Origin of the sequence: Actinoplanes sp. L3-i22 (genome assembly GCF_019704555.1) — a bacterium.
Taxonomy (GTDB): Bacteria; Actinomycetota; Actinomycetes; order Mycobacteriales; family Micromonosporaceae; genus Actinoplanes.
Window position 1 is genome coordinate 7595396 of the sequence record NZ_AP024745.1, and the last position, 25369, is coordinate 7620764.

At 71.8% G+C, this 25369-nt stretch carries 25 protein-coding genes; 15 read left to right on the forward strand and 10 right to left on the reverse strand.

Annotated features, from left to right (window positions below; all coding sequences use genetic code 11):
* Window positions 1-86: 86 nt before the first annotated feature.
* From L3i22_RS34285 to L3i22_RS34305, 5 genes are all read left to right on the forward strand, one after another.
* On the forward strand, window positions 87-911 hold the full coding sequence (locus L3i22_RS34285) for a sulfurtransferase (protein ID WP_221330294.1): 825 nt from the start codon (window positions 87-89) through the stop codon (window positions 909-911).
* Window positions 908-2230 carry an FAD-binding oxidoreductase gene (locus L3i22_RS34290; RefSeq protein ID WP_221321636.1) on the forward strand — a complete coding sequence of 441 codons (1323 nt, stop codon included), beginning with the start codon at window positions 908-910 and terminating at the stop codon, window positions 2228-2230. The genes L3i22_RS34285 and L3i22_RS34290 overlap by 4 nt, the downstream gene beginning before the upstream one ends.
* A gap of 158 nt (window positions 2231-2388) precedes the next feature.
* Window positions 2389-4191: a PQQ-binding-like beta-propeller repeat protein gene (locus tag L3i22_RS34295; protein ID WP_221321637.1), complete on the forward strand. Its 1803-nt coding sequence runs from the start codon at window positions 2389-2391 to the stop codon at window positions 4189-4191.
* 28 nt (window positions 4192-4219) lie between these two features.
* Window positions 4220-5119, forward strand: a complete 900-nt coding sequence (locus L3i22_RS34300; protein WP_221321638.1) for a hypothetical protein — start codon at window positions 4220-4222, stop codon at window positions 5117-5119.
* A 39-nt stretch (window positions 5120-5158) separates the two neighbouring features.
* Window positions 5159-5404 carry a hypothetical protein gene (locus L3i22_RS34305; protein ID WP_221321639.1) on the forward strand — a complete coding sequence of 82 codons (246 nt, stop codon included), beginning with the start codon at window positions 5159-5161 and terminating at the stop codon, window positions 5402-5404.
* A 75-nt stretch (window positions 5405-5479) separates the two neighbouring features.
* Here the strand turns inward: L3i22_RS34305 and L3i22_RS34310 are convergent, their stop codons facing one another.
* Window positions 5480-5887 (reverse strand): hypothetical protein, encoded by a 408-nt coding sequence (locus tag L3i22_RS34310; protein ID WP_221321640.1) that lies wholly within the window; start codon window positions 5885-5887, stop codon window positions 5480-5482.
* Window positions 5888-6005: 118 nt separating this feature from the next.
* Between L3i22_RS34310 and L3i22_RS34315 the strand changes: the two genes are divergently transcribed.
* Genes L3i22_RS34315 through L3i22_RS34325 form a run of 3 tightly spaced genes read left to right on the forward strand, consistent with a single transcriptional unit; the run spans window position 6006 to window position 10232 of the window.
* Entirely contained in the window at window positions 6006-8798 is a 2793-nt protein-coding gene (locus tag L3i22_RS34315; RefSeq protein ID WP_255657376.1) for an FAD-binding and (Fe-S)-binding domain-containing protein, read from the forward strand.
* Complete coding sequence (locus tag L3i22_RS34320) at window positions 8795-9190, forward strand: GNAT family N-acetyltransferase (RefSeq protein WP_221321641.1); 396 nt, start codon at window positions 8795-8797, stop codon at window positions 9188-9190. Before L3i22_RS34315 ends, L3i22_RS34320 begins: the two co-directional genes overlap by 4 nt.
* 40 nt (window positions 9191-9230) lie before the next feature.
* Window positions 9231-10232, forward strand: a complete 1002-nt coding sequence (locus L3i22_RS34325; RefSeq protein ID WP_221321642.1) for a hypothetical protein — start codon at window positions 9231-9233, stop codon at window positions 10230-10232.
* On the opposite strand, the gene L3i22_RS34330 is transcribed toward L3i22_RS34325, so the two are convergent.
* Window positions 10204-10917: an FKBP-type peptidyl-prolyl cis-trans isomerase gene (locus L3i22_RS34330; protein WP_221321643.1), complete on the reverse strand. Its 714-nt coding sequence runs from the start codon at window positions 10915-10917 to the stop codon at window positions 10204-10206. The two genes, L3i22_RS34325 and L3i22_RS34330, sit on opposite strands and share 29 nt — an antisense overlap.
* A 396-nt stretch (window positions 10918-11313) precedes the next feature.
* On the opposite strand from L3i22_RS34330, the gene L3i22_RS34335 reads away from it, so the two are divergent.
* Window positions 11314-12372 carry a magnesium and cobalt transport protein CorA gene (locus tag L3i22_RS34335; RefSeq protein ID WP_304523435.1) on the forward strand — a complete coding sequence of 353 codons (1059 nt, stop codon included), beginning with the start codon at window positions 11314-11316 and terminating at the stop codon, window positions 12370-12372.
* Window positions 12373-12723: 351 nt separating this feature from the next.
* On the opposite strand, the gene L3i22_RS34340 is transcribed toward L3i22_RS34335, so the two are convergent.
* From L3i22_RS34340 to L3i22_RS34350, 3 genes are all read right to left on the reverse strand, one after another.
* Window positions 12724-13128: a DUF427 domain-containing protein gene (locus L3i22_RS34340; RefSeq protein ID WP_255657377.1), complete on the reverse strand. Its 405-nt coding sequence runs from the start codon at window positions 13126-13128 to the stop codon at window positions 12724-12726.
* Between the two features lie 339 nt (window positions 13129-13467).
* Window positions 13468-14400 carry a hypothetical protein gene (locus L3i22_RS34345; protein WP_221321646.1) on the reverse strand — a complete coding sequence of 311 codons (933 nt, stop codon included), beginning with the start codon at window positions 14398-14400 and terminating at the stop codon, window positions 13468-13470.
* 83 nt (window positions 14401-14483) lie between these two features.
* On the reverse strand, window positions 14484-16214 hold the full coding sequence (locus L3i22_RS34350) for a PHP domain-containing protein (RefSeq protein ID WP_221321647.1): 1731 nt from the start codon (window positions 16212-16214) through the stop codon (window positions 14484-14486).
* Window positions 16215-16748: 534 nt separating this feature from the next.
* Here L3i22_RS34350 and L3i22_RS34355 point away from each other — a divergent pair.
* The 3 genes from L3i22_RS34355 to L3i22_RS34365 are packed head-to-tail and all read left to right on the forward strand — an operon-like array spanning window position 16749 to window position 19283.
* Window positions 16749-17690 carry an ABC transporter ATP-binding protein gene (locus L3i22_RS34355; RefSeq protein WP_255657378.1) on the forward strand — a complete coding sequence of 314 codons (942 nt, stop codon included), beginning with the start codon at window positions 16749-16751 and terminating at the stop codon, window positions 17688-17690.
* Between the two features lie 26 nt (window positions 17691-17716).
* Window positions 17717-18472 carry an ABC transporter permease gene (locus L3i22_RS34360; RefSeq protein WP_221321648.1) on the forward strand — a complete coding sequence of 252 codons (756 nt, stop codon included), beginning with the start codon at window positions 17717-17719 and terminating at the stop codon, window positions 18470-18472.
* A gap of 49 nt (window positions 18473-18521) precedes the next feature.
* Entirely contained in the window at window positions 18522-19283 is a 762-nt protein-coding gene (locus L3i22_RS34365) for an ABC transporter permease (RefSeq protein ID WP_221321649.1), read from the forward strand.
* A 59-nt stretch (window positions 19284-19342) separates the two neighbouring features.
* Here L3i22_RS34365 and L3i22_RS34370 read toward each other — a convergent pair whose 3' ends face one another.
* The 3 genes from L3i22_RS34370 to L3i22_RS34380 form a co-directional block, all read right to left on the reverse strand.
* Window positions 19343-19894 (reverse strand): sugar O-acetyltransferase, encoded by a 552-nt coding sequence (locus tag L3i22_RS34370; RefSeq protein ID WP_255657379.1) that lies wholly within the window; start codon window positions 19892-19894, stop codon window positions 19343-19345.
* Between the two features lie 100 nt (window positions 19895-19994).
* On the reverse strand, window positions 19995-20663 hold the full coding sequence (locus tag L3i22_RS34375) for a DUF4166 domain-containing protein (protein WP_221321650.1): 669 nt from the start codon (window positions 20661-20663) through the stop codon (window positions 19995-19997).
* Window positions 20660-21304: a hypothetical protein gene (locus L3i22_RS34380; protein ID WP_221321651.1), complete on the reverse strand. Its 645-nt coding sequence runs from the start codon at window positions 21302-21304 to the stop codon at window positions 20660-20662. Before L3i22_RS34380 ends, L3i22_RS34375 begins: the two co-directional genes overlap by 4 nt.
* Before the next feature lie 311 nt (window positions 21305-21615).
* On the opposite strand from L3i22_RS34380, the gene L3i22_RS34385 reads away from it, so the two are divergent.
* From L3i22_RS34385 to L3i22_RS34395, 3 genes are all read left to right on the forward strand, one after another.
* Window positions 21616-21876, forward strand: coding sequence for a BRCT domain-containing protein (locus L3i22_RS34385; protein ID WP_255657380.1), 261 nt, complete (start codon window positions 21616-21618; stop codon window positions 21874-21876).
* Window positions 21877-22050: 174 nt separating this feature from the next.
* Window positions 22051-23130 (forward strand): ATP-binding protein, encoded by a 1080-nt coding sequence (locus tag L3i22_RS34390; RefSeq protein ID WP_221321652.1) that lies wholly within the window; start codon window positions 22051-22053, stop codon window positions 23128-23130.
* A 269-nt stretch (window positions 23131-23399) separates the two neighbouring features.
* On the forward strand, window positions 23400-23747 hold the full coding sequence (locus L3i22_RS34395; RefSeq protein WP_221321653.1) for an STAS domain-containing protein: 348 nt from the start codon (window positions 23400-23402) through the stop codon (window positions 23745-23747).
* Window positions 23748-23756: 9 nt separating this feature from the next.
* On the opposite strand, the gene L3i22_RS34400 is transcribed toward L3i22_RS34395, so the two are convergent.
* Window positions 23757-24500 carry a GAF and ANTAR domain-containing protein gene (locus L3i22_RS34400; protein WP_221321654.1) on the reverse strand — a complete coding sequence of 248 codons (744 nt, stop codon included), beginning with the start codon at window positions 24498-24500 and terminating at the stop codon, window positions 23757-23759.
* Window positions 24501-24536: 36 nt separating this feature from the next.
* Window positions 24537-25205: a GAF and ANTAR domain-containing protein gene (locus tag L3i22_RS34405; protein ID WP_221321655.1), complete on the reverse strand. Its 669-nt coding sequence runs from the start codon at window positions 25203-25205 to the stop codon at window positions 24537-24539.
* Window positions 25206-25369: the final 164 nt, after the last annotated feature.

The window sequence follows — 25369 nt, forward strand, 5'->3', positions numbered from 1 at the left end:
GCGCGATCGCCGAGGGCACGCCGGCCGGGTCGCTCGACGACACCGACCTGGCCGTCATTTTCGGACAGCCCGCCGAGCGGCCCGCCGTGCTGATCTCCGCCGAGGACGTCTACCGGCAGGCCGCCGAGCCGAACCCGCCGGTACTGCTCGACGTGCGGTGGGCACTCGGCGACCCGGACGGCGAGCAGCACTACCACGACGGGCACCTGCCCGGCGCCGTCTACGTGGACCTGGACACCGAGCTGGCCGGGCCGCACGAGCCGCTCGCCGGGCGGCACCCGCTGCCGTCGCCGCGGCAGCTGCAGGCGGCCGCGCGGCGGTGGGGCATCAACGCGGGGACCACGGTCGTGGTCTACGACAACAGCGGTGGACTCGCCGCGGCCCGGGCCTGGTGGCTGTTGCGCTGGGGCGGGGTCGCCGACGTACGCCTGCTCGACGGCGGCCTGGCCGCGTGGCGTGCCGCCGGTTACGCCGAAGCCTCGGGATCGGCGCGGCCGCGGGCGGCCGGCGACGTCGTGCTCGACGGCGGCCACCTGCCGGTGCTGACCGCCGACGAGGCGGCCGCCCTGCCCCGGACCGGGACGCTGCTGGACGCGCGGGCCGGCGAACGCTACCGCGGCGAGGTCGAGCCGATCGACCCACGGGCCGGGCACATTCCCGGGGCGGTCAGCAGGCCGACCGGGGAGAACCTGCAATCCGGGATCCCTTACTTCAAGACCGCCGACGAGCTGCGGGAACGGTTCGCGGACGTGCGCGGGACGGTCGGCGTCTACTGCGGATCCGGGGTGACCGCGGCGCATCAGATCGCGGCGCTGGCCGTCGCGGGGATCGACGCGGCGCTCTACCCGGGGTCGTGGTCGGCCTGGTCGGCGGACCCGGCGCGGCCGGTGGCGACCGGGGACCGGCCGTGAGCCTGGAGTGGCTGGCCCGGACCGGGGTGCCGTGGAGCGCCGCGCCCGACGTGGTCGCGGCACGGCGGCTGGACCGGTCCGGGTGGGAGCCGGACGGGGCTCCGGCGGCGGTGGTCTTCCCGCGAGACGTGGAGGACGTGCAAGCCGTGTTGACGGGCGCGTTCCTCACCCGTACCCCGATAGTCCCGCGCGGAGCCGGAACCGCGCTGACCGGCGCAACCACCGCAGGGGCCGGCGAGGTCGTTCTCGACCTCGCCGGAATGAACCGGATCCTGGACATCCGCCCGGCTGACGGCGTCGCCGTCGTCGAACCCGGGGTGATCACCGCGGACCTGGACCGGGCCGCCGCCGAGCACGGGCTGCGCTACGCGCCGGACCCGGCCAGTCTGGAGATCTCCACGATCGGCGGGAACATCGCGACCAACGCCGGCGGGTTGCGCTGCGCGAAGTACGGCGTGACCCGGGACGCGGTCCTCGGCCTGGACGTCGTGCTGGCCGGCGGCGAGCGGCTCTCGACCGGGCGCGCGACCCTCAAGGGCGTCGCCGGCTACGACCTGACCGGGCTCTTCGTCGGCTCGGAGGGCACGCTCGGGGTCATCGTCTCCGCGACGCTGCGGTTGCGGCCGCTGCCCGCCGCGACCTCGACGATCGCCGCCTACTACCCGGACATCGAGGCCGCCGCGGAGGCGTCGGTGGCGCTCGCGGAGGCCCGGATCCAGCCGGTCCTCGCGGAACTTCTCGATCAGGCGACGCTGGACGCGATCGATCCCGCGCTGCGGTCCTCCGGGTCGGCGCTGCTGATCGTGCAGCTCGACGGCGGTCCGGCGGAGGCGGCTGACGCCGCCTCGGTGCTGGGCAAGGGGGCGGTCTCGGTCCAGGTCTCTCAAGATCCAGAGCATTTGCTGTACGCCCGCAGGCAGGCCCTGCCGTCGATCGAGCGCCTCGGGCGGCCGTTGATCGAGGACATCGCCGTACCCCGGTCCAAGCTCGCCCTCGCCGTGCGCGAGATCGGCGCGATCGCGGCCCGGCACGACGTCCCGATCTGCACCCTGGCGCACGCCGGCGACGGCAACCTGCACCCGATCATCGTGGCCGGCTCCTACGGCTCCCCGATCCCGGAGGCGGCGTCGCGGGCGGCCGACGAGATCTTCGAACTGGCCCTCACCCTGGGCGGGACGGTGACCGGCGAACACGGCGTCGGCGTGCTCAAGCGGCAATGGCTGGCACGCGAGGCCGGGCCGTTCTCGCTCGGCCTGCAGCAGCAGATCAAGGCCGTCTTCGACCCGCACGGCATCCTCAACCCGGGAAAGGCCCTGTAGCCCGGCGGCCGGTGCCGCGGGTCCGGTCGGGCCATCGGGGATTGATCCAACGGGTACGAACGGTGTCACGAACGCGACAGACCTCTGGTAACCGCCGAGGTCACGGACCACTTTGGGGCGTGCATCGACGAACTCCCCCGAGAACCGCAGCGCTGATCATGGCCGCTGTCCTGCCGGTGCTGATGACCGCCGCGCTGGTCAGCCGCGATGCGGTCGTTCCGGCGGAACCGGCCCGGGCGCCGTTGCCGTCCGGTGGGCTGGTGACCGTCTGGGACATCCCGATCGGCGAGTTCAGCGAGGCCGCGCTGGACGAGCGCTCGGGCAGCGTCGCGCTGCTCGACCTCGCCGACCCGCTGGACCGGATCAACGGGATGCAGGTCGTCGACGCGCACAACGGCCTGCGGCGCTGGGGTGGCCGGACCGACGGTCAGTGGGTGCACAACCCGGACGGGAGCCTCGCCGCCGTCGCCGGGATCGGGTTTCTCACCTCGGACAAATCCCGGATCTACGCCGTACGGCTGTCCACCGGGCGCCTCGCCTGGAAGTCCGATCCGGGGCTGGGCACCGCGATCGCCCTCACCGGTGAGCACCTCATCCTCCGGACCGGCACCGGCGTCGTCGCGCTCGACCCGGCGACGGGTGCGACGCGCTGGCAGTGGACGGCGCAGGGCACCTGCAGCGACTCCCGGTTCTTCGTCGACAACAGCGCGGTGACCAGCGAGTGCGGCGAAGCCGTCGTCCGCGTCGGCCTGAACGACGGCGGCGTGCGCTGGAGCCGGCCCACCCCGGACGGTTGCACGCTCCACGACATGGTCACCGGGCCGGGCGTCGTCGCGCTCTCCGAGATCTGCGGACCGGCGCTGCGGCTGGTCCTGCTCGACGGCGACACCGGCGCGGAGCGGGCGTCGCGACACGTCGCCGGCAACCCCGCCGAGGGGGACGACGGCCTGGCCTACCTCACCGCGTTCCCGGCCGGGACGACCACGCTGGTCCGGGTCTCCACCGAGCGCGGCGTCCTGTTCCGCGCTTCGGACGGCACGCCGCTGCCGCTCCTCGACGGACAGGCCCCGATCGCGCCGGACGGCGGGCCGGCACCGGACGGGCTCCTGCTGGAACGCGGCGGGGCCGGCGGGGAGGTGACGCTCAGCCTGGTCGACCCGGGGACCGGGGTAGCCCGGTGGGAGCGGGTCCTGCCGTACGCCGGGACGCGTCTCGACGGGTCGGAGGGATATCGGATCCGCGCCGCCGGCGGCCTGCTGTACCTCGTCGGGACGGTGCCGACCCTGTGGCCGAACGTGGTCGGGCTGATCGATCAACGCTCCGGTGACCTGGCCCTGTCCGCCACCGGCCGGGCCGACGTGGAGATCGCCGGCGTCTTCGCGGACGGCTCGATCCTGCTGCGGTCCGGCGTCTACGACGACGGCCGGCTCGCGAGGATCCGGCTGACCGGCGGCGCCACCGGCTTCCTGGGCACCGACGTCGCGGCCGCCCGGTGGCCCGACGCCTGCCGGCTGCTGTCCGCGGCCGACTACCGCGACGCCTACCCGGCCGGGAAGCCGGTGGTCACCCCGGTGACCACCCAGCGGCGCGACGCCGCGCTGCCCGGGCCGGCCCGCTGCCGGTTCCTGCCCTCGTCGATCGCCGGCACCGAGGTGACCGTGTCGGTGAACTGGCTGTTCGGGAACGACGACGAGGCGGCGAAGGCGGTCGAGCTGTTCAACCTGTACAGCCGGGATCCCACGCCGGCCACCGTCGGCACGGCCCGGCGGCCCGCGCTGCGGTGGGACGATCTCAGCGGCGACGGCAGCGAGACCGGCGACCATCATCGACTGTCGTTCTCGGTCGGTCCCTGCCTGGCCTCGGTGTCGGCGATCGGGGACACGCGGCCGCTGCAGCGGCTGGCCGACACCGTCGCGGATCGCCTGGCCGATCCCGCCGTCGCCGCCGGATGTTCCGCCTAGTGCCGCCCCGCAGGTCGAAAGGACGTTCGTGACCAGCAAGAAGAACAAGAAGCCGCCGCAGAGCCGTGGACCGGGCCGCGCCGCGCCGCCGGCTTCCGAGCCGCCGGCGCCGACTTCCGCGCCGCCCGCCGGTGAGGAGAAGCAGCCCTGGTACAAGGCGATGACAGCCAAGATCGGCGGGGCGCTCCTGGCGATCATCGTGATCGCCGTGGGCGCCTGGGCCTCGAAACAGGCCGAACGCCACGTGCCGCCCGCCCCGGATCCCAAGCCCACGCCCGGCAGCGGCTTCGAACCCGCGGTCACGGTCATCCCCCGGTGCGGGCAGATCTACGCGATCGACCGGGTCGTCGACCCGGACACCGACGCCGCCCAACTGCTCGGCCTGGCCGGTTCCGGCGCCGCGGGCTTCAACGACTTCCTGCGTACGGAGCGGGCCGCGCCCGTCGGCTCGATCACCGTCGAGGTCGTCTTCACCGGCCTGCTGGAACGCCCCACCCGGATCCTCGACGTGCGCGTCGACGGACTCGCCACCACCCCCAGCACGGCCGGCACCGAGCTGCAGACCTACTGCGGTGGTGACCCGCCGACCCGGTCGGTCACCCTGGACATGGACACGCCGCCGCGATCGCTGATGAGCGCCGGCAAGGCGTACTTCACCGACCGCGACCTGGACGTCTCGGTCACGGAACGGGAGACCCTGCGCATCTCCGTGTCCGCGGCGCGCCAGAACTACCGCTGGTACTTCGCGATCGACCACATCGACGCCACCGGGGCCCGCGCCACCAGCTACCTCGACGCCGCCGGACACCTGCACACCGACCCCGCCCGGGTGCCGGTCGCCGACTTCTTCGCCGTCACCGGCGCGGCGAAGTCCTACGGCGCGCGATACACCGAGACCGGCGGGCGCTTCCGCGTGCACGACCGCTGAGGGCAGACCCGCAAGCCCCCGAGGGGCCAGGATGGGCGGATGGACGATCAAGAACTGATCCGCGACATGATCCGGCGCATCCAGGAGGACAACCACGAATACGCCTATGTCGCGAATCAATTCGGCCCACACGCGCTCCTCAACAGCCATCTGCCGATGCTCGACCTGATCGAATCGCTGGCGGCCGAGTGGCTGATCATGGATCCGGCCGACGACCGCTATGTCGGCCTCGCCCACGCCCTGCGGGTGATCGCCCAGGCCTACGCCGAAGACCAGGACAACTGACTTCGGGGCGGGAGCTGTCGGGCCTCGGTGGCGGCGGAGCGAGGACACCGCGCCACCCGGACCGGATGGCCGCGGTCAGGACAGGCGGACGCGGCTCCCGAGAACGGCGGGCAGGTGGGCGAAGAGGACGGCGTGGGCCGGGTCGTTGTTCAGCCAGAGGAGTTTGTGCCGGGTGCCGTCGTGCAGGGTGATCCGCAACGCGCCCGAGACGGTGCCCTTGACCAGCTGGGCCGCGGCGATCGAGTCATACAGGATGAATTTGTTGGTGTGATGCTCGGACAGGATCGTGCCGGGATTCAGCCAGGCCGCGTCGAGCTGCGGGAGCGGCAGGCGGACGGTCGGGCCGTAACCGTTGCTCATCGTCTCAGCGAGGGTGAGGCGGCGGCGGACCAGCGCCCAGGGGGTCAGCCACAGCTCGCCGTGGATCCAGTCGAGCCAGCCGGTGGTGCAGCTCCTGCTCACGCACTCCGCGACGTCGGGCACCCGGTGATCATAGAGAACAGTGACCCAAGTCCCGAGCTGCGGGAAGGCTCCGACGGGTCGGGCCGGCATGTCGGTAATGTGCGGGGACTGCCCGACTACAGATTGCACTGGAAACAACGTGACGACCGCTGCGATTTCGACCGACCTCGTGCAGAGCCTGAACCGGGCCGGCGTGACCGATGTGCTGACCGACGCGGCGCATCGCTCCGCGTATGCGAGCGACGCCTCCCTGTACCGGATCGTGCCGCAGGCGATCGTGCGGCCGCGGCACGACGACGACGTGCTGGCCACCCTGGCGGTCAGCCGGGAGCTGGGGATCCCGGTCACCGCGCGGGGCGCCGGCACCTCGGTGGCCGGCAACGCGATCGGGCCGGGGGTGATCCTGGACTTCAGCCGGCACATGAACCGGGTGCTCGAGGTCGACGGCGACGCGCGGACCGCGCGGGTGCAGGCCGGGACGGTGCAGTCGGTGCTGCAGGCCGCGGCGAAACCGTTCGGGCTGCGGTTCGGGCCGGATCCGTCGACGCACACACGCTGCACGATCGGCGGGATGATCGGGAACAACTCCTGCGGGTCACGGACGCTGGGCTACGGCCGTACGTCGGACAATGTCGTTGATCTGAAAGCCTTCACGATCGACGGCGAGGACCTTTTCGCGTCGAAGATCGTCGATTCGCTGCGGGATCTGATCGGGGCGAATCTCGCGGTCGGGCGGACCGAGTTCGCGACGTTCGGGCGGCAGGTGTCGGGGTACGCGGTCGAGCACCTGCTGCCGGAGAACGGGTTCAACCTCACCGAGTTCCTGGTCGGCAGCGAGGGCACGCTCGCGGTGGTCACCGAGGCGACGGTACGACTCGTCGCCGACCCGAAGTTCCGCACGCTCGTGGTCCTCGGCTACCCCGACTTCGGCACCGCCGGCGACGTCATCCCGGGCATCCTGGAGTTCAAGCCGACCGCGTGCGAGGGCCTCGACCACCGGATCTGCGACGTGGTGCGCAGCCGGCGCGGGCCGGACGCCGTCCCGCCGCTGCCCGGTGGCACCGCCTGGCTGATGGTCGAGATCGCCGGCGACGACGCGGACGAGGTCCGGTCGCGGGTCGACGCGCTGATCCCGGCGGCGCACGCGATCGACCACCTGGTCGTCGAGGATCCGGCGCTGGCCGCGCCGCTGTGGAAGATCCGCGAGGACGGCGCCGGGCTGGCCGGGCGGGCGCCGAGCGGCCTGCCCGCGCACGGTGGCTGGGAGGACTCGGCGGTGCCGCCCGCCAAGATCGGGGCGTATCTGCGGGACTTCGACGCGCTCGGCGCGCGGCACGGACTCTCGGTGATGCCGTACGGGCACCTCGGCGACGGCTGCGTGCACGTGCGGCTGGACTTTCCGCTGGACAAGCCGGGTGGGCCGGGCAAGTTCCGGGCGTTCCTGGAGGACGCCGCCGACCTGGTGGTCAGCTACGGCGGGTCACTGTCCGGCGAGCACGGGGACGGGCGGGCGCGCAGTGAGCTGCTCAGCCGGATGTACTCCCCCGCGGCGATGACGCTGTTCCGGCAGATCAAGCACACGTTCGACCCGGCGAACCTGCTCAACCCGGGCAACCTGGTCGACCCGGATCCGGTGGACGCGAACATCCGGGTCGCGCAGGCCCGGCCGGTGACGACGAAACTCGCCCTCGCCTATCACCACGACGGCGGAGATTTCAACCAGGCGGTGCACCGGTGCACCGGCGTGGGCAAGTGCCGTGCCGACACCACGGTGCTCGGCGGCGTGATGTGCCCGTCGTTCCTGGCCACCAAGGACGAGAAGGACTCGACGCGCGGGCGGGCGCGGGTGCTCCAGGAGATGCTCGACGGGGACCTGGCGCCGGACTGGCGGGCGCCGGCCGTACACGATGCGCTTGATCTTTGTTTGTCCTGCAAGGGGTGTGCTTCGGACTGCCCGACCGGGATCGACATGGCGGCGTACAAGTCGGAGGTGCTGCACCAGAGCTACCAGGGGCGGGCTCGGCCGCGGTCGCATTACTCGCTCGGGTGGCTGCCTCGGTGGTCCCGGCTGGCCTCTCGTCTTCCCCGCCTCGCGAACCTGATGACCAGCCTGCCGGGGATCCGTGGGCTGGCGCTTTTCGCCGCCGGCGTCGACTCGCGACGATCGATTCCGACATTTGCTCCTAAGACTTTCAAGTCGGGTTTCAAGCCGATCAAGACCGGCAAGCCGGTGATCCTGTTCGTGGACAGCTTCACTGATCATTTTGCGCCGGAGATCGCGCAGGCGTCGGTCGACCTGCTCGTCGACGCCGGTTACGCGCCGCAGGTCACCAGCCGGAAGGCCTGCTGCGGGCTGACCTGGATCAGCACCGGCCAGCTCGACGCCGCCCGGCGCATCCTCGGCGCCACCGTCGACGAGCTGCACCGCGCGGTCAAGCAGGGCATCCCGATCGTCGGCCTGGAACCGTCCTGCACCGGCGTGCTGCGACAGGACGCGGTCGAGCTCGTCGACACCGAGGCCGCCCGGGAGGTCGCGGCGGCCACCAGGACGGTGGCTGAGCTGCTTGCCGCCACTCCCGGTTGGTCTCCCCCCTCACTTGCCGGGGTACGGGTGATCGCCCAGCCGCACTGTCATCACCATGCCGTGATGGGCTGGGAAGCCGACGCCAAGCTGCTGAAACAGACCGGGGCGACGGTCAAGCGGCTCGGCGGGTGCTGCGGGCTGGCCGGGAACTTCGGGGTGGAGCGCGGGCACTACGAGGTATCAGTAGCGGTCGCCGAGCAGCAGCTGTTGCCGGCGCTCGCCAAGGCCGAGGAGGGGGACATCTTCCTGGCGGACGGGTTCTCCTGCCGGACCCAGGCGGACGATCTCGCCGACGTGTCGGGGGTGCACCTCGTGCAGCTGCTCGCGAACGCGCTGCCCCGCACGTGATCCGGGCGTTTCGCTGGGACGACTACGACGCGGTCGCGGCGGTGTGGACCGCGGCCGGGGCTGACGTCGTACCCAAATCGGAATTGACTGTGAAGTTGACCCGCGATCCGGAGTTGTTCCTGGTTTTCGAGTCCGGAAATGATGTCGTCGGGGCGATTCTCGGCACGTGGGACGGGCGGCGTGGGTGGATCTTCCGGCTCGCCGTCGATCCGGGTCGGCGCCGGCAGGGGATCGCTACGCGGCTGGTCCGTGAGCTGGAGACGCGGTTTGCGGCGCTGGGGTGCCCGCGGATCAATCTGCTGGTGCTGCCGCACAACGAGGCCGGGCTGCGGTTCTGGCAGGAGCTCGGGTACCTGCCCGCGCCGGATGTGCTCTGCACCAAACCGCTTTGACGTCTTTTCGCGACGTGGCGCGGGCGTGGTCGAATGGGGCATGCTGCTCGCTCCGATGCTCGTGGCCGCGGTCGCGGCCGGCCCGGTCTGCAAGATCGACGACAAGCGCATGGACGAGCTGTCCGGGCTGGTGGCCACCGACGACGGTTACGTGGTGGTGAACGACGGGGCCGACGAGGCGTCGCATCGGAAGATCTTCTACCTGAAGAAGGACTGCTCGGTACGGCGGACCGTGTCCTACCCGTCGCGGCCGCGGGACACCGAGGACCTGCAACTCGGGCCGGACGGGACGCTCTGGGTCGCGGACATCGGCGACAACGGGGCGTCGCGGGACACGATCGCGCTGTGGAAAGTGGCGCCGGGATCGTCCAAGCCCAAGCTGTACCGGATGTCGTACCCGGACGGGGCGCACGACGCCGAGGCGCTGATCATCGCGCCGGACGGCACGCCGGTCATCGTCACGAAGACGCCGGGAGCGGCGGGTGTCTACGTTCCGACCGGCGCGCTGAAGCCCGGCGGGACGACGGTGCTCAAGCCGGTCGGCTCGGTCTCGGTGCCGATCACGACGACCAGCAACCCGTACTCGTTTCCCGGCCGCATGGTCATCACCGGGGCGGCGACCAGCCCCGATCGGACACGCGTGGTCCTTCGGACCTACGCCGACGCTTTTGAGTACGACGTGAGCGGCGGCGACGTCGTCAAGGCGCTCACGTCCGGAACGCCGAAGCAGATCCCGCTGCCGGACGAACCGCAGGGCGAATCGGTCGCCTACACGGTCGACGGCACCGCGCTGCTGACCGTCTCCGAGGGGACGAAGCCGACGCTGCTGCGCTATCCCCTGCCGGACCCGCCTGCCCCGGTGAAGTCGCCGCCGCCGGTCGTGGCCGGTTCCCCGGGCCCGTCACCGGCGGTCGCCGCCGCCAAGTCGTCGTCCTCGGCGCTCCCGCTCTACGTTTTCCTGTTCGCCGCGTTCGGGATCGGCATCCCGGTCGCCGCCGTCCTGGTCCGCCGGTTCAGGAGGCGGACAGGACGTCCACGATGAAGCGGAGCGTGCCGGCCGGCTGGCCGCCGGTCGGGGCGGTGCCGTAGGCCAGGGCGGCCGGGATGTCGAGCTGCACACGGCTGCCCACCTTCACGCCGATCAGGCCCTGGTCCCAGCCCTTGATGACGCTGCCGGTGCCGACCTGGAAGCTGAACGGCTCGGAACGCTTCCAGGACGAGTCGAACTCCTTGCCGTCGGCGTACGTGACGCCGACGTAGTTCACGTCGATCGTCTGCCCCTGCTGGACGGCGGCGCCCGTACCCTGGATCAGGGTTGTCGTCTTGAGCTTGGTGATCGTGCCGGTGCCGGCGGTGGCCGCCGGCTTCTTGGCCAGGGCCGGGTCGGCGCCCGCGGGCAACGACGGGAAGGCCGCGGCCGACTCGGCCGGGGCGGCGGCGCTCGGGGCCGTGCTGGCGGCCGGGGTGCTCGCGGTCGACGTGCTCGAATTCGACGAGGTGCTCACCCAGTAGATCAGGCCGACCAGGAGAGCCAGCACCACCGCGGCGGCGCCGGCGACGGTCAGCGTCTGGCGGCGTTTCTGCATTGCCCGGGCTCGGGCCTTCGCGGCTTTGGCCTCGGCTCGTTTCTCGGCCTTGGTCTTGAGGGGCGGGCCGCTCCGGCGGGGCGGAGTGGGGACGGCACGCCTGGTGACCGCGGTGTCGCGGCTCGTTACGGGATCGGGCACAGGCCGACGATACGACACTCCGCTGTGATCGGAGGTACTCGACACAAGGGCTTTCACATCCTGCTCTGTTGGCAGTTCGTCCGCGCTTCCTGTCGTTCGCCCGCGCTGCTGTCGTTTCTGTGCCTCGGTCGTTCGGCCCGCGCTCCCGGCCCGCCCGGCCCGCCCGGCCGGCGCTCCCGGCCCCGCCCCGCCGGCGCTCCCGGCCCCGCCCCGCCGGCGCTCCCGGCCCCGCCCCGCCGGCGCTCCCGGCCCCGCCCGGCCGGCGCTCCTGGCCGCTCGGCCGCGCTCCTGGTCGTTGGGGTGCGCGCTCCCGGTCGTTGGGGTGCGCGCTCCCGGTCGTTGGGGTGCGCCTCGGTCGTTGGGGTGCGCTTCTCGGAAAGTACGCTTCGACCGGGGGTGGAAATCTTGGAAGCCCGACGCGCCTGGCAACCGCCTCGGCCGGCCGGTCAGCGACGTGCCGACCACACCGCCATCGTGGGCTGCGACCTGTTCGTCGACGGGGTCGTCGCCGAGAGTCCCGACTCGGCCGCGGACCTGGTGCAGCTCTACGCGAGGGCCCGGGAGCAGGACGACGCCTTCGTGTGGCTCAGTCTGCACGAGCCGACCGAGGCCGCGCTCACCCGCGTCGCCGACGTGTTCGGCCTGCATCCCCTGGCGGTCGAGGACGTCCTGCACCGTGAGCTGCGGGTGAAGATCGAGCGGTACGAGGACGTGACGTTCCTCGTCGTGCGGGCCGCGCACTATCTCGACTACGAACGGGAGATCGTCAGCACCGGGTTCGTCCGCGTCTTCGTCGGCCCGCACTTCATCATCACCGTGCTGCAGGGCAGCGTGATGGAGCTGAACTCACTGCGGGCCGGGCTCAGTTCCGAGCCGGGACTGCTGACCCAGGGGCCGTGGTCGGTGGCGCACGCCGTGCTGGACCGGCTCGTCGACGCGTACGTCGACAGCGCGGCGGCGATGCAGATCGACATCGACCTGACCGAGGCGGCCGTGTTCGCGGCCCGGGCGCCGGTCTCCGTCGAGCAGATCTACCAGCTCAAACGCCAGCTGATGAAGTTCAAGGCGGTGGTGCTGCCGCTGCAGCGGGCGCTGGCGTTGCTGGTCGGCCGGCACGTCAGTGACGTACCCAAGGGGATCCGCCGCTACTTCGGCGACGTCGCCGACCATCACTCCGCGGTCGTCGAGCAGGTGGCCGCGTTCGACGACGTGGTCAACGCGCTGCTCCAGGCCCGGCTCACCCAGGTGACCGTCGACCAGAACAACGACATGCGCAAAATCGCCTCCTGGGCCGCCATCGGCGCGGTCCCGACCACGGTCGGCGGCATCTACGGCATGAACTTCTGGCACATGCCCGAACTCCACTCGCGGTTCGGCTACCCCAGCGTCGCCCTGTTCATCCTGCTGAGCGCCGCCATCCTCTACTACCTCCTCCGCCGCGCCGGCTGGCTGTAACTCCGCCGAGCCCCGCCCCGCCGCGCCCCACCAGCCCCGCCATGCCTCGCCCCACCAGCCCTGCCCTCCCCCGCCTCGCCACGCCAGCCCAGCCCCGCCTCGCCAGCCCCGCTTCGCCATGCCAGCCCAACCCCGCCTCGCCAGCCCTGCCCCGCCCCGCTCCGGCCGTTCTCGGTCACGCCACGCCACGCCACGGATGGTTAACACCACCCACCAGCCGCGCCATGCTGGATGGCTTTAACGCCGCCCATCAGCCGCGCCGTGGCGATCCCGCCCGGGCGGGGCATCCGCACGCCTCGCCCGCCCATCCCCGGGGCGCCGCGCCGGTGGTCGGCCGCGGCGGGCCTTCGCTCACCAACCAGTCGTGCCGGGACCGCCCTTGAACGGGCCGATGATGTCCGCGGTGATCCAGCCACCGTAGAAGTCGCCCTCCTGAGGCCGGACCAGCTCACCGCCGACCCGGCACTCGTCGACCCGGCTCGGATAGAAGGCGACGGCACCGGCCATCTCCACGTATGCCGGCGTGGGCTGCTCGTAGGACCAGCCGACCCGCTCCACCCGGACGTTCCCGATGACCAGATCCCAGTAGCTCGCCATGCCCTTGAACTCGCAATACGAACTCCCGCCGACCGGCTCCAGCACCCCGTCGGCGATGTCGTCCCGGGGCACGTAGTAGACCGGCGGGTGCGAGGTCTCCAGGACCCGCCAGCACCGATCGCTCTCGACAACCACCAGCCCGCCATGCGTCACCGTCACCCGAGCACCAACGCGCTCCAGCCGCGGCGGCCGCGGGTAGTCCCAGACCGACTCCATCACCCCAGCCTGCCAGCCCGGCCGTCCCACCGCAGAGCCAAGCCGGGCCGGCCTCCGCGGACCCGAGCCAGGACAGCCTTCGCGAGCAGCGTCAGGCCAGCCTTCGCGAGCAGCGTCAGGCCAGCCCTTCCCGGAGCAGACCCAGGTCAGCCCTCGCGAGCAGCGTCAGGCCAGCCCCTCGCAGAGCAGACCCAGGTCAGCCCTTCCCTGGCAGCGGCAGCGAGAGCGGGACGACCCGGCAGCGTTGCGCGAGCGGGAACCGAGGCAGCACCTCGGCCCGGGTCACCAGCCGCCGTTGACGAAGGCCTGGAAAGCGGGCTCGGGGTTGATCGCGACGGACGTGTTCGCCACCGCCAGCACGATCATCCCAGCCGACAGCAGGGCGGCAACGGCACCGAACGAGCCGACCGCGAGGCGTCTCCGACGGTCGGACGGCTCCACCCGCGCAGGACGGCTCTGCCGGTCGGACGGCTCCACCCACGCAAAACGGCTCTGCCAGTCGGACGGCTCCACCCACGCCAAGCGACCCCGGCGGTTGGACAGTTCCGTCCGTCCCGCCCGCGCGAGGCGACTCCGGCGGCCAAACGGCTCCGTCCGCGCGAGGCGACTCCGGGGGTCGGAGGGCTCTGTTCGGGCGAACCGGCGGCCGGCCAGAGCTGTCGCCCCGATGAACGTGGCCGCCAGGACGGCGGCGATGACCGCCATCGCAACGTGATAGCGCGCGAAGTCGTCGACCATCACGGCGACCGCCGCCGGCGGATGCGCGCCCGCGGCCAACTGCGGAGCAACCTGGGCCAGCGCGTCGCCCGGCAGCATCGGGAGCAGCGAGGACAGCGGCGCGATCGCGCCCTGGAGGTTGGCCATCACCGCCACGAGCGCGACCAACGCGAGCAGGCCGACGGACACGCCGGCAAACGCCCGCGCGGGCCCGCCGGAGCGCACGAACGCCCGGGTGATCAGCACGCCGAGCGGGATCAGCACGCCCAGCAGCAGCGCGGCGATCGCGCCCTTGGCTATGTGATAGCGGAACCAGTAGTCGACGACGGTCTGCAGATGGGCCTGCTGATCAGCACGCCAATACTCCTCGAAGGACTCGCGGAGGGCCGCCCCGAGGCCGCCCGGCAAGCTGCCGGCCAGCGCCCCGGGAGCGACCACGAAGGCCGCGATGAGAATCGCGGCGAGTGCGGTGAGCGCGGCGGGAATCCGTGACGTCATGCACCCGAGCCTGCCGGGCCCGCCCGGCCGAAGCCATCACGCCAGGGTGAGTCTTCTTGGTAATGCCAGCACTACCGACAGGCTCACACCACGTCGATGAAGATGGGATTCGCGTACAGCCAGGTGTCCAGCCACGGGTCGCCATCACCCGGGGTGTGGGCGATCGGGCCGTGCGGGTCGATGCGGGCGCCGAGCAGGCCGGCGCCGTGCCGGTTGCCGTCCGAGCCACGGACGCGAACATAACCTGAGGAGGAGACCTTGCCCAGCGAGATGCGAATCGTGAAGCGGCCGCTGCGCCGGGACACGTCCACGGTCTCCACGACGCGCGTGTCGGGCGCGCGCCAGGAGTCCGGGTCCGCCGGCGGCCGCCCGGTGACCACGCCGCGGATGACGTCCAGGTGGGCGAGTCTCGGCAGGACTCCGTGGAAGTTCGGCCGGGACGCGCTGTCCACGGTGACGGTCAGCGTGATCCGCTCGCCGCGGCGGGCTCGCAGCCGGCCACCGAGGGTCGCCGACCGGCCGTGCTCGGAGGAGAGCCGCACGTCGAGGCCGTCCACGAGCTGGCCGTGGTCGACCCAGACCCGTCCGGCGCGGAGACCGGCCATCACCTCGCGGTATCCGTATCGGGTGACGCCCACGTGCGTCCGGCTGAACTGTCCCGGCCAGAAATCGCTGCCGGCCTGCTCGACGCCGGTCTCGATCGGGTCGGGCACCTTGCCGAGGCTGTCGAAGGTAGCGCCGGCCGGGAAGTCGCCGTTGCGCAGAGTGTCGTGGACAGTCCGATGATTGTCCGAGTTGGTGGTGATCGAGAAGAGCCGGCCCTCGGCGAGCAGCGCGTCCCACATGCCGCCGACGGTCGCGGTCATCCAGTCGAAGCCGCCGTAGGTGACGTAGGCCTCGGCGGGGTAACCGGGGTGCGACTGGGCGGACGGCTTGTTCTCGTACTCGCCGCGGATGCTGTTCGGGCCGCGCAGGCCGGGCAGGGCAGCGCCCTGGGCGCCGGGTGCGCCCTCCATCCCGATCATGAGTTCGGGCGCGGCGTCACGCCAGGCGCGGATCTCGTGCGGGGCGTCGATGCCGAGCCGGGACGGGTGGTTGGCCAGCATCAGGGCGTCACTGACGTATCCGGACGACTTCTGGACGGCGAGCCACTTGATCGCGGCGACGGCCAGCGCCTCGTTCGTGGCGGTGCCCTCGGTGCGGGCGTTCAGCTTCCCGTCGTAGACCTGTTCGAACTGCCGGAGCACGTCGACCTCGTGCTCGCCGGGTGGCGTGAAGACGGTCGCGTGCTCGGCGCCCGGGATGTACCACTCCAGACCTTGGAAGATCAGCAGCCGCGGGTTCTCAGCGCGCGCGTTCAGGATCTCGGTGTGCTCCTGGGCGGCGCCGATGTTCTCGTGACCGAAGTTGCTGTGCTCGGTTACCACCATCCAGTCCAGGCCGAACTGGGCGCCGCGGCGAGCGGCCTGCGCGAGGGTGTATTTCGCGTCGTGGCTGTACTGGGTGTGCACGTGGTGGTCGCCGACGAGATAGACCAGTTCGGGGTCGTGATCCGCGGACGAGGTCGCCGACGGCGCGGGCGACGTGGCAACGCGCGCGGCGGCAGCCGATGTGGCGGCAATAGAGGTGGCGTCAGCAGGCGCGGCGGCAACGGGCGCGGCGGCAGCGGGGGCGGCGGCCGGCAGGGCGCTGGTCGCGGCGAACGCCGCGCCGAAGAGTCCGGCCCGCTTCAGGAGGCCGCGGCGGTTGAGACCCTGAGGGTCAAGATCATTTTCCGGTACGGCGGGATCGGCCCACTCGGGCAGCGCGGTCATGACCCCCGACCGTAGGCACACGCCCAGATCCCGCGGCGACCCACACATGTCGATTCGATGATCTCCTCGTGACCACGCGTCTCCCCCACAGCCCCACCCAGGGCGCTACCACCGACGCGGCGCCCGGCGGGCGCGGCGAGCCCGGCTAGGCGCGGCCGGCTCGGCTGGCGTGGCGGGCGCGGCTGGCGCGGCTGGCGCGGCTGGCGCGGCCGGCTCGGCTGGCGCGGCCGGCGCGGCCGGCTCGGCTGGCGCGGGAACGGTTGGCGCCGCAGCCAGCGCGGCACGGACGGCGTGGCGGCCAGGTAGGCACGGACGCGGTGGGGGTGGTGGCGGCTGAGTGAGGGGTGGGCGGGCCGGGTGAGGGTGGGGCGGGCCGGGTGAGGGCGGAGAGGGCCGGGTGAGGGCGGAGAGGGCCGGGTGAGGGCGGGCCGGGTGAGGGTGGGGCGGGGCTTGGGGGCGTGCGGGCAAGTTCTGGTTTTTCGGGGGTCTGTTTATTTCTTGCATTGACGAGTTGAATACTTGTAGCGTTCGGTCGTGGATGACACGGGGGCGCTGGTCAGCGCACGGGGACTGACCAAGGTCTATGCCGGGCCGCCGGAGCACGTCGCGGTTGGTGGGATCGACTTCGACGTGCTGCGCGGGGAGGCTTTCGGGTTCCTCGGGCCGAACGGCGCGGGCAAGTCGACGACCATGCGGATGATCGGGTGCGTGTCGCCGCGGAGCGGGGGTGAGCTGAGCATTCTCGGTCACGACGCGGGGCGGGAGCGGAGGGCGATCAAGGCGCGGATCGGGTCGGTGCCGCAGGACGACACGCTGGACACCGAGTTGACCGTGCAGGAGAACATCCTGATCTACGGGCGGTACTTCGGGCTGCCCAGGGCCGTGATCCGGGAGCGGACCGACCGGCTGCTGGAGTTCGCGCGGCTCACCGACAAGCGCACGGCCCGGGTGCAGGACCTGTCCGGCGGCATGCGGCGGCGCCTGACCATCGCGCGGTCGCTGATCAACGAGCCGGACCTGCTGCTGCTGGACGAGCCGACCACCGGGCTCGACCCGCAGGCCCGCCACCTGCTGTGGGAGCGGCTGTTCCGGCTCAAGCAGGACGGCGTCACGCTGATCCTGACCACGCACTACATGGACGAGGCCGAGCAGCTCTGCGACCGGCTCGCCGTGATGGACGGCGGAAGGATCGTCGCGCACGGGTCTCCGCGGGAGCTGATCGAGCGGCACGTCACGCGCGAGGTGCTCGAGCTGCGATTCGCTCTTGACCAGCACGACCAGGCAGCGGAGAAGGCGCGCGGCATCGGCGAGCGGATCGAGGTGCTGCCGGACCGGCTGCTCTGTTACACCGCCGACGGCGAGGCCGCGCTGGACGAGGTCCGCCGGCGCGGGCTCGATCCGCTGACCGCGCTGGTGCGCCGGGCCGGGCTCGAGGACGTGTTCCTCACCCTGACCGGACGGACGCTGGTCGAGTGAGCACTGATCGAATGAGCGCTGATCGAATGAGCGCCGGCCGAATGAGCGTGCTCGCGGTCCACGAGTTCGGCTACTGGTGGCATCGGTACCGGCGGACCTGGCGCGGCACCGTCGTGATCAGCATCGCCAACCCGCTGCTGTTCGTCACCGCGCTCGGCTTCGGCCTGGGCCAGCTTGTCGACGCCGGCAACAGCGCCTACCTGCACGGCGGGTCGTATCTGGACTTCGTCGGGCCCGGTCTGCTGGCCGCGTCCGCGATGCAGATGGGCTTCGTGCACGGGGCCGGGCCGGTGTTCCAGTCCGCGCGGCCCGGCGGAAACTACCGTGCCGCGGTGACCACGCCGATGGAGCCGTCCGACATCTTCGCCGGGCACCTGTTGTTCACCGCTTTCCGCGCGACGCTGGACTCCGCGGCGATCCTGCTCGTGCTGATCATTTTCGGCGCGGCTTCGCCGGCCGCCCTGGTGGGCGCGGTGCTCACGGCCCTCGCGTTCGCGGCACCGATTTCCGCGTACGCGGTCAGCACCGACCGCCCCGCGAAACTCACCGCGGTCTTCCGCTTCGTGATCATGCCGCTGTACATGTTCTCCGGCACGTTCTTCCCGGCGTCACAGCTGCCCGGCCCGCTGCGGGAACTGGTCTGGCTCAGCCCGCTCTGGCACGGCACCGAGCTGTGCCGCGGCTCCTCCTACTACGCGGTGCATCTGGCCGTCCTGATCGCGCTGATCCTCGGCGGCTTCCTGGCCGGGCGGCGCGCCTACACCCGGAGGCTCACCGCATGAGCAGGCTTGGCAGCGAACGGCGACGCCGGGGAGCAGCGGGGGTGCACGAGTGAGCGCCGCGGTTCTGGTCGAGCGCAATCTGATGATCTACAAGCACACGTGGTACGTGCTGCTGGCCGAGATCTTCGAGCCGATCTTGTACCTGCTCTCGATCGGTGTGGGGATCGGGGTGCTGGTCGGCACGGTCACCGACGTCCCCGGCGGGGAGCCGGTCCGCTACGCGGCGTTCGTCGCCCCGGCCCTGCTCGCCACGGCCGCGATGAACGGCGCGATGAACGAGACGACCTTCCTGATGTACGGAAAATTGAAGACCGACCGGACGTACGAGTCGATGCTCGCCACCCCGCTGACCGAACGTGACGTGGCACTCGGCGAGATCGGCTGGGCCGTTCTCCGCGGCACCGTCGTGAGCCTGGCGTTCCTCGCGGTCATCACCGCGCTGGGCCTGGTCCGGTCGCCGTGGGCGCTGCTCGTCGTGCCCGGCGCCGCGCTGATCGCGTTCGCGTTCGCCACCGCGGGCGTGGTGGTCGTGACGTATCTGCGGGACTGGCAGGACATGCAGTACATCCAGCTGGTGATGCTGCCGATGTTCCTGTTCGCCACGACGTTCTATCCGCTGTCGGTCTATCCCCGGCCGGTGCAGGTCGCGGTGCAGTGGCTGCCGCTCTATCAGGCGATCGAGCTGCTACGGAACCCGGCGCTCGGGATCCTCACCCCGAAGATCCTGGTGGCCGTGCTCTACCTGACCGCGATGGGCGCGCTCTGCCTGGTGATCGCGGTCCGCCGGCTCGGCCGAACCCTGGCCGGCTGATCCGGCGGCCTGTTCGCCGACGGGTGCGCCGGCAGTCCGGGCCCCGGGCGGGGGGCCGGTCAGGCGGGCTTCAGGCGCTTGCGCTCGACGATGCTCGTGGCGGTGACGACGCTCATCGGCGGCACGTCCTTGGCGACGACCGCGCCCGCGCCGACGACCGAGCCGCGACCGATCGTCACGCCGGGCGTGACCGTCACGGCCGCGCCGATCCACACGTCGTCCTCGATGACGATCGGCGCGGACGTGATGAAGGCGAACCGTTCGGCGACCTCGACCGGGTGGCCCGCCGTGCTCAGCGTGACCCGCGGGCCGATCATCACCCGGTCACCGATGGTGATTCCGCCGTAGTCCAGGAAGAAGCAGCCCTGGTTGATGAAGACGCGGTCGCCGAACGTCGCGCCCAGCCCGTAGTCGCAGTGGAACGGCGGCAGGATCGACAGCGACTCCGGGATCGGCCCGCCGAAGATCTCGGTCAACGCCGCCCGGCGCGCGTCCAGGTCGTCGAACGGCAGGGCGTTGAGGCGGGCACTCAGGGTCATGGCGACCTGGACCCGCTCGGCGAAGGCCCGCGACTCGGGGGTCCGGGTGGGGAGGCGTTGCTCGTTGCGCACGCGGCCATGCTGACACAGGGGACGGGGCTCACGACGTACCCAAGCGATGGCCGCAGCCCGGACCGGCGGCGAAGGGTGAGCGAAGGCCGGAGCCGAAAATCTATGCGGGGTTTTCGCGCAGCGGGCGGACCGCGGCCGGCACCGGTGTCCCGCCCGGCAGGAACGCGGCCCGGAAGCTGCCGTGATAGCCGAACAGCGGCCCGAACCGCCGGTTCGTCACGGTCACCCGGATGTCGAAGCGCTCGGCCCGCTCGTCCCACGACTCGCGCACCTCGGCCTCGGCCATCACCAGGCCGGGGCAGCGGACGCCGCCGCGGAAGATCTGGGCGCCGCTGCGGATCCGCAGGCCACCGCGGTCGTCGACGGACACGTCGAGGTCGACGGCGAGGTGCTGGGTGGTGCCGAGGTAGTCGACGACCACCTCGCGGCCGGGGTGGTAGACCATCGTGGCGTCGAAGCGGCGGCGCCGGTGCGGGCGGACCTGGAACGTGCGGACGAAGGTGAGCGTCGGCCGGTCGTAGGTGTCGCGGTAGGCGTAGTTCTCGATGGTGAACGGGATGTTCGTGCCGGTCTCCGGGAACAGGATGTGCCGCAGCGTCCCGAAGTACAGGAACGGGGCGGTGAACGCGCCGCCGCGCCACACCCGGTCCATCGTGCCGGTGCCGACGCAGCCCTGGTCGCGGTCGCCGTCCACCCCGAAGCGGCGCTGCAGTCGCGGGTGGAGGCGGTCGAAGTCGTCGCCGAGCGCCTGTGCGAAAACGGAGGTCATTCCTGGTTGTCCTTTCCGGGCCGACGCTTGCAGCGACGGGCGGCGGGGGTCGAGGGGTGCGGGGGCAGCACGACGGCCAGGGCCGCCAGGATCCACCAATGGGCGCCGACCGCGACGGCGATCAGTGCCGCGCGCAGCAGCGCCTCGGTGACGGCGTGCCGGCGGGCCCGCTCGGGCGGGATGCCGCGTTCCAGCCAGAGCCGCAGGCGGTCGAACGACCAGGCGGTGGCCCAGCCGAAGAGCGGGCCGAAGACGGTGTCGATCAGCCGGCCGAGGCGGCCCCAGCGGGGGCGGTAGGAGTACCCGGTGAGGAAGCGCACGCCGCCGTGGACCGGAACATAACGCCAGTAGCCGGAGCCGTCGCGGATCAGCGACCGCACGTCGTCGGAGCCGAACCGCAGCGCCGAGACCGCGGCGCCACCGTCCGGCCGCCGGTCGCCGCTGTGCACGCCGTAGCCGGCGATCTCGACGCCGGGCAGCACCGCGGTGGCGTAGGTGAACGCGGCGGGGACGGCGCCGGGCACCGGATCGATGCGCCCGAACCGCGCGTCCCAGCGGGCGTGCTCGCCCGGATCCTGGGTGGCTGCCCAGATCCGGTCCATCGACGCGGCAATGATCGTCTCGACGTAGACCCTGGCCACGACACCTCCCCGTTCGGTTTGAGCGACCGCTTAAATCTAGCAGTTTTGAGCGTTCGCTCAAGACCCAATTTTTGGCGTACGGCGTGGAGCCGCCCGAGTTTTGTCACACCCCTCCGGTATCAAGGTCACTGTCCGGTGAGTCCGGCGAAACGAGTGCCTGATGCCTGCCGAGCCCGAGATCGCCCCCGTCGTCGACGCAGCACACGCCGAGCCGTTCGACGCCGAGCCGGCCTGTCACGCGGCGATCGGGCGGCGGCCGGCATGGCGGTGTGCACGACCGCCGACGAGCTGATCGGCTCGATGACGGCGCGGTGCGCGGCCACCGTCGAGCAGCTGGAGGAGGTCGAGGGGGCCTGACCCGCAACGAGGGCAACGAGGCGGTCGAACACCTGGGTGGTAAGTCGTCCGGCTCGGTCTCCAAGCGGACCGACCTGGTCGTGGTCGGCGACGGGGCCGGCTCGAAGGCGGCCAAGGCCGAGGAGCTGGGCCTGCGCATCATGCCGTCGGACCGGTTCGCGGCGCTGCCGGCCGCCCACCACGCCGGCGAGGAGCCCGCCCTCGACGACTTCTGACCTGTCCCGTACCGGCGCGACGTCGTAGCGGTGGCCTCGCCGGTCCCGGTACCGTGGGCTCGAAATCCGCCGAGAGGTGGAGGATCCCTGTCTCGGTGGAATGCCGGCGGATGCGGTGCCGGATTCGAATTCGTCGCAGCGGCCCACGAGGCAGGAACGTGAGGTTCTTCTGCCATGACCGATGACCAGCAGATCCCCGACCTGTCGCCAGAGGGCGACAAACCGTGCCACGGCAACGCCGAACAGGTGTGGCATCTGGTGAAGACCTACGGGCCGGAGGTGACCGGCCTGTGCCGGGCCGGCTCGACCGTGCTCCCCAGCATCGGCGGGCTCGGCCTGTCGACCAGTCCCATCGGGGCCGGCCTGCCGGTCCTGCCGCGGACCAGGTTCAGCAGCGACCGGGCCAGCGAGCTGCTCGAAGCGGCACAGCACACCTGGAACGAGGGCCCGTGCCGGGACGCCGCCGCCACCGGCCGGCCGGTGCAGGCCGTCGACCTGACCGGCCGGCCGTGGGAGCGCCGGTGGCCCGGGTTCACCCCGGCCGCGCTCGACGCCGGCGTCCAGGCGGTCCTCGCGCTGCCGCTGCACGCCGGCGCGGTCCGCCACAACGGAGCCGTCGACCTGTCCCAGCCGCGACCGGGCGGGTTCGCGGCGGAGTACACCCTCGCGACCGCGTTCGCCGCCGCCACCGCCGAGCTGCTCAGCCTGGAACGCCTCGAACTGGACTGGCTCGGCGCCTTCACCGCCGCGCGCCGCGACAGCGACATCCTCGACGTCGCCGGCGGGGCGACGGCCGAGGCACGACCGGCCCTCGCGTCGGAGACCACCACCGACCTTCCGCTGGCCCGCTGGTTCGACCGCGCGTCGCTGGCCGCGGTCCGCCGGCAGGTGCACGGCATCGCCCGGAAGCGGGGACTGCCCGGTGCCGCGGCGTACCCGTTCAGTCTCGCGGTGCACGAGGCCATGGCGAACGCGGTGCAGCACGGCGGCGGCTGCGGCCAGCTGCTGCTGTGGCTGCGTGACGACCGGCTGTGGTGCGAGATCAGCGACCACGGCCCCGGTATTCCCGACGCCGTCCTGCCCCGCAGCCACCCCGGCCACGCGCCGACCGGCGAGGGGCCACCGGAACGCCACGGGCTCTGGATCATCGAGCGGGCCTGCACCAGTCTCGACATCATCACCGACGCCACCGGCACCCGGCTGTTGCTGAGCCACCGCATCGAATATCTCAACGGGCACCACACTCCACGGTGACCGTCCGGGTTGGTGCGCTGACTGCCAGGCGTCGCGAAGCCGCCGGACGGATGGCAGCGGTAGCGGCCGCCATGCGGTAACTTGACAGCAAGCTTGCCGGCCCGGACCCAGCCGCGCATGTCGGCGCGTCTTTCTCACACCGAGACCTCTCGACGCGTTGATGGCCGTTGCGGCGACAGGGGGTTCCCGGTGACACGCTCGGACAATCAGCCTCAGAACGGCGACGGGGCCCTACCGCCGGCGCGAACGGCATCGGGGTGGCGGACCTCGTGATCGACATAACCGTCGGCGAGACTCCGCTGAGCGCGGTCGTGAGCGCCGAGGCCGGCCGGGTCCGGGTCGCGCTGCGCGGGGAGATCGATCGCCTGACCGGGCCGGCGCTCGCCGATCTACTGTGCACGACGCTGGACGACGGCATCTCGCTCGTCGAGGTGCAGATGGCCGATGTCGCGTTCGTCGACCTCGAGGGCGTTCGCATCCTGGTCCAGGCGCACGCCTACGGCGCCAAGCGCGGCATCCCGCTGACCCTGCGGCAACCGGCTTCGGAGGTCTGCTGGCTGCTGGAGCTCAACGGTGCCGACCACCTGCTGCCGAGCGAGGAAGACGACGCCGCGTAGCGGAACCGGTCAGGGTGTGCCGGGATCGGCGAGCTCCGGCAGGCTGGCCAGGTCGGTCACCACCGTGTACGCGACGTCGCTGAGCCGGCGGTTGGTGCGCCGCGCATAGCCGCGGATCAGCTGGAACGCCGCGTCGACGTCGATGCCGTGGGTCTGCGCGATCGCGCCCTTGGCCTGCTCGATGACGATGCGGCTGTTCAGCGCGCCCTGCAACTGCTCGGTCAGCACCTCGGCGCGGCGAATCGTGCGCTCCTGCAGCAGGCTGATCGCGGCGACGTCGGCCAGGGCCTGCACGATCTGCACATCGCCGCCGCCGAGGTCACCGACGGTGTCGCCGAACAGGCCCATCACGCCGATGATCTCCTGCCGCAACCGCAGCGGGAACGCCCGCACCGACCGGAATCCGGCGGTGGCGGCCTGCGGCGCGAACCGCGGCCACCGCACGGACGCGGCGGCCGCGGCGAGGTCGGTGCCGACCACCGACTCGCCGCTGTGGAACGCGTCGACGCACGGCCCGTCCTGCGCCCGGACCTGGAACAGCTCGAGAAACCTGGTGGTCTCGTCGGAGGCCGCCATGAAGTGCAGGCGCCGCCTCGGGTCGGCGAGCAGGATCCCCACGGTGGCGTCGTCGGTCAGCCCGGCGACCCGGTTCGCGAGCATCTGCAGAAACTCGATCAGGTCGAACTCGTCGACGAGGGTGTCGGCAACCTCGACGAAGACTTTCGCGAGGCGCTCAGCGGAAACGGTGGTCATGGCTGCCTCCCGGCCTGACTGCCCGGCGACGGGCGTTCACGAGTGATCACGATCGAAGTGCAGCCGGCCGGCGACGATGTCCGCGGCCACCTCGCCCAGGCGACGGTCGGTGCGGTAGGCGTATGCGCGCAGTCGAACCAGCGCCTCGGCGAGGGTGACGCCCAGCATCACCATCACCATGCCCTGCGCCTGCCACACCACCGCGCCGTGCTCGATGACCTCGTCGATGTCGTCGTCGCCGTGGACCCGGCCCTGCCCGTCCAGCAGGGTCGCCACCGCGAGATCGCTGAACGTGATCGCCCGGCCGAGCTCGCCCCGGGACAGCGGCCCGACCTCGGTGCGGAACACGTCGAGGACACCGAGGCGGGCCGCGCCGACCTGCAGCGGGAACGCGAACACCGCACGGATCCCGGCCTGCCGCACGGCCGGGGTGTAGACCGGCCACCGCCGCACCGCCTCGCCGTCGAGATCGGCGATCAGCACCGGGCGCTGCGAGGAGAAGGCGTCGACGCACGGGCCCTCACCGAAGGTGAACTGCAGCTCCTCGATGCGTTCGGTGGCCGGATCCGAGGCGGCCGCCATGCCGTACCCACCGTCGGTGGCCTTCATGCTGACGCCGACGCCGGCGGCGGACAGCTCCCGGGTGGCGTCCGCGCAGAGCGCCCGCAGGCGGCTCACCGCGCCACGAGGTGACGGTGTCTCCATGTCGTTCAGCCCGGCCGGCCCGGCGTCGACACGACCCGGCGCACCCTGTCACGACCTCGACCTGCGCGCATGATTTCACCCTTCCGAGTAATGATCATCGCTGGGTCTGAGGAAGCCGACAACGACCAGAAACCGCTCCCAACACTAGTCGCCCGGGACGCACC

Coding starts and splice junctions, on each gene's coding strand:
- L3i22_RS34345 (WP_221321646.1), bottom strand. CDS start 14,400: ATGACGTCACGGATTCCCGCCGCGCTCACCGCACTCGCCGCGATTCTC.
- L3i22_RS34400 (WP_221321654.1), bottom strand. CDS start 24,500: ATGACCACCGTTTCCGCTGAGCGCCTCGCGAAAGTCTTCGTCGAGGTT.
- L3i22_RS34405 (WP_221321655.1), bottom strand. CDS start 25,205: ATGGAGACACCGTCACCTCGTGGCGCGGTGAGCCGCCTGCGGGCGCTC.
- L3i22_RS34295 (WP_221321637.1), top strand. CDS start 2,389: ATGGCCGCTGTCCTGCCGGTGCTGATGACCGCCGCGCTGGTCAGCCGC.
- L3i22_RS34325 (WP_221321642.1), top strand. CDS start 9,231: ATGCTGCTCGCTCCGATGCTCGTGGCCGCGGTCGCGGCCGGCCCGGTC.
- L3i22_RS34350 (WP_221321647.1), bottom strand. CDS start 16,214: ATGACCGCGCTGCCCGAGTGGGCCGATCCCGCCGTACCGGAAAATGAT.
- L3i22_RS34360 (WP_221321648.1), top strand. CDS start 17,717: ATGAGCGCCGGCCGAATGAGCGTGCTCGCGGTCCACGAGTTCGGCTAC.
- L3i22_RS34390 (WP_221321652.1), top strand. CDS start 22,051: ATGACCGATGACCAGCAGATCCCCGACCTGTCGCCAGAGGGCGACAAA.
- L3i22_RS34375 (WP_221321650.1), bottom strand. CDS start 20,663: ATGACCTCCGTTTTCGCACAGGCGCTCGGCGACGACTTCGACCGCCTC.
- L3i22_RS34305 (WP_221321639.1), top strand. CDS start 5,159: ATGGACGATCAAGAACTGATCCGCGACATGATCCGGCGCATCCAGGAG.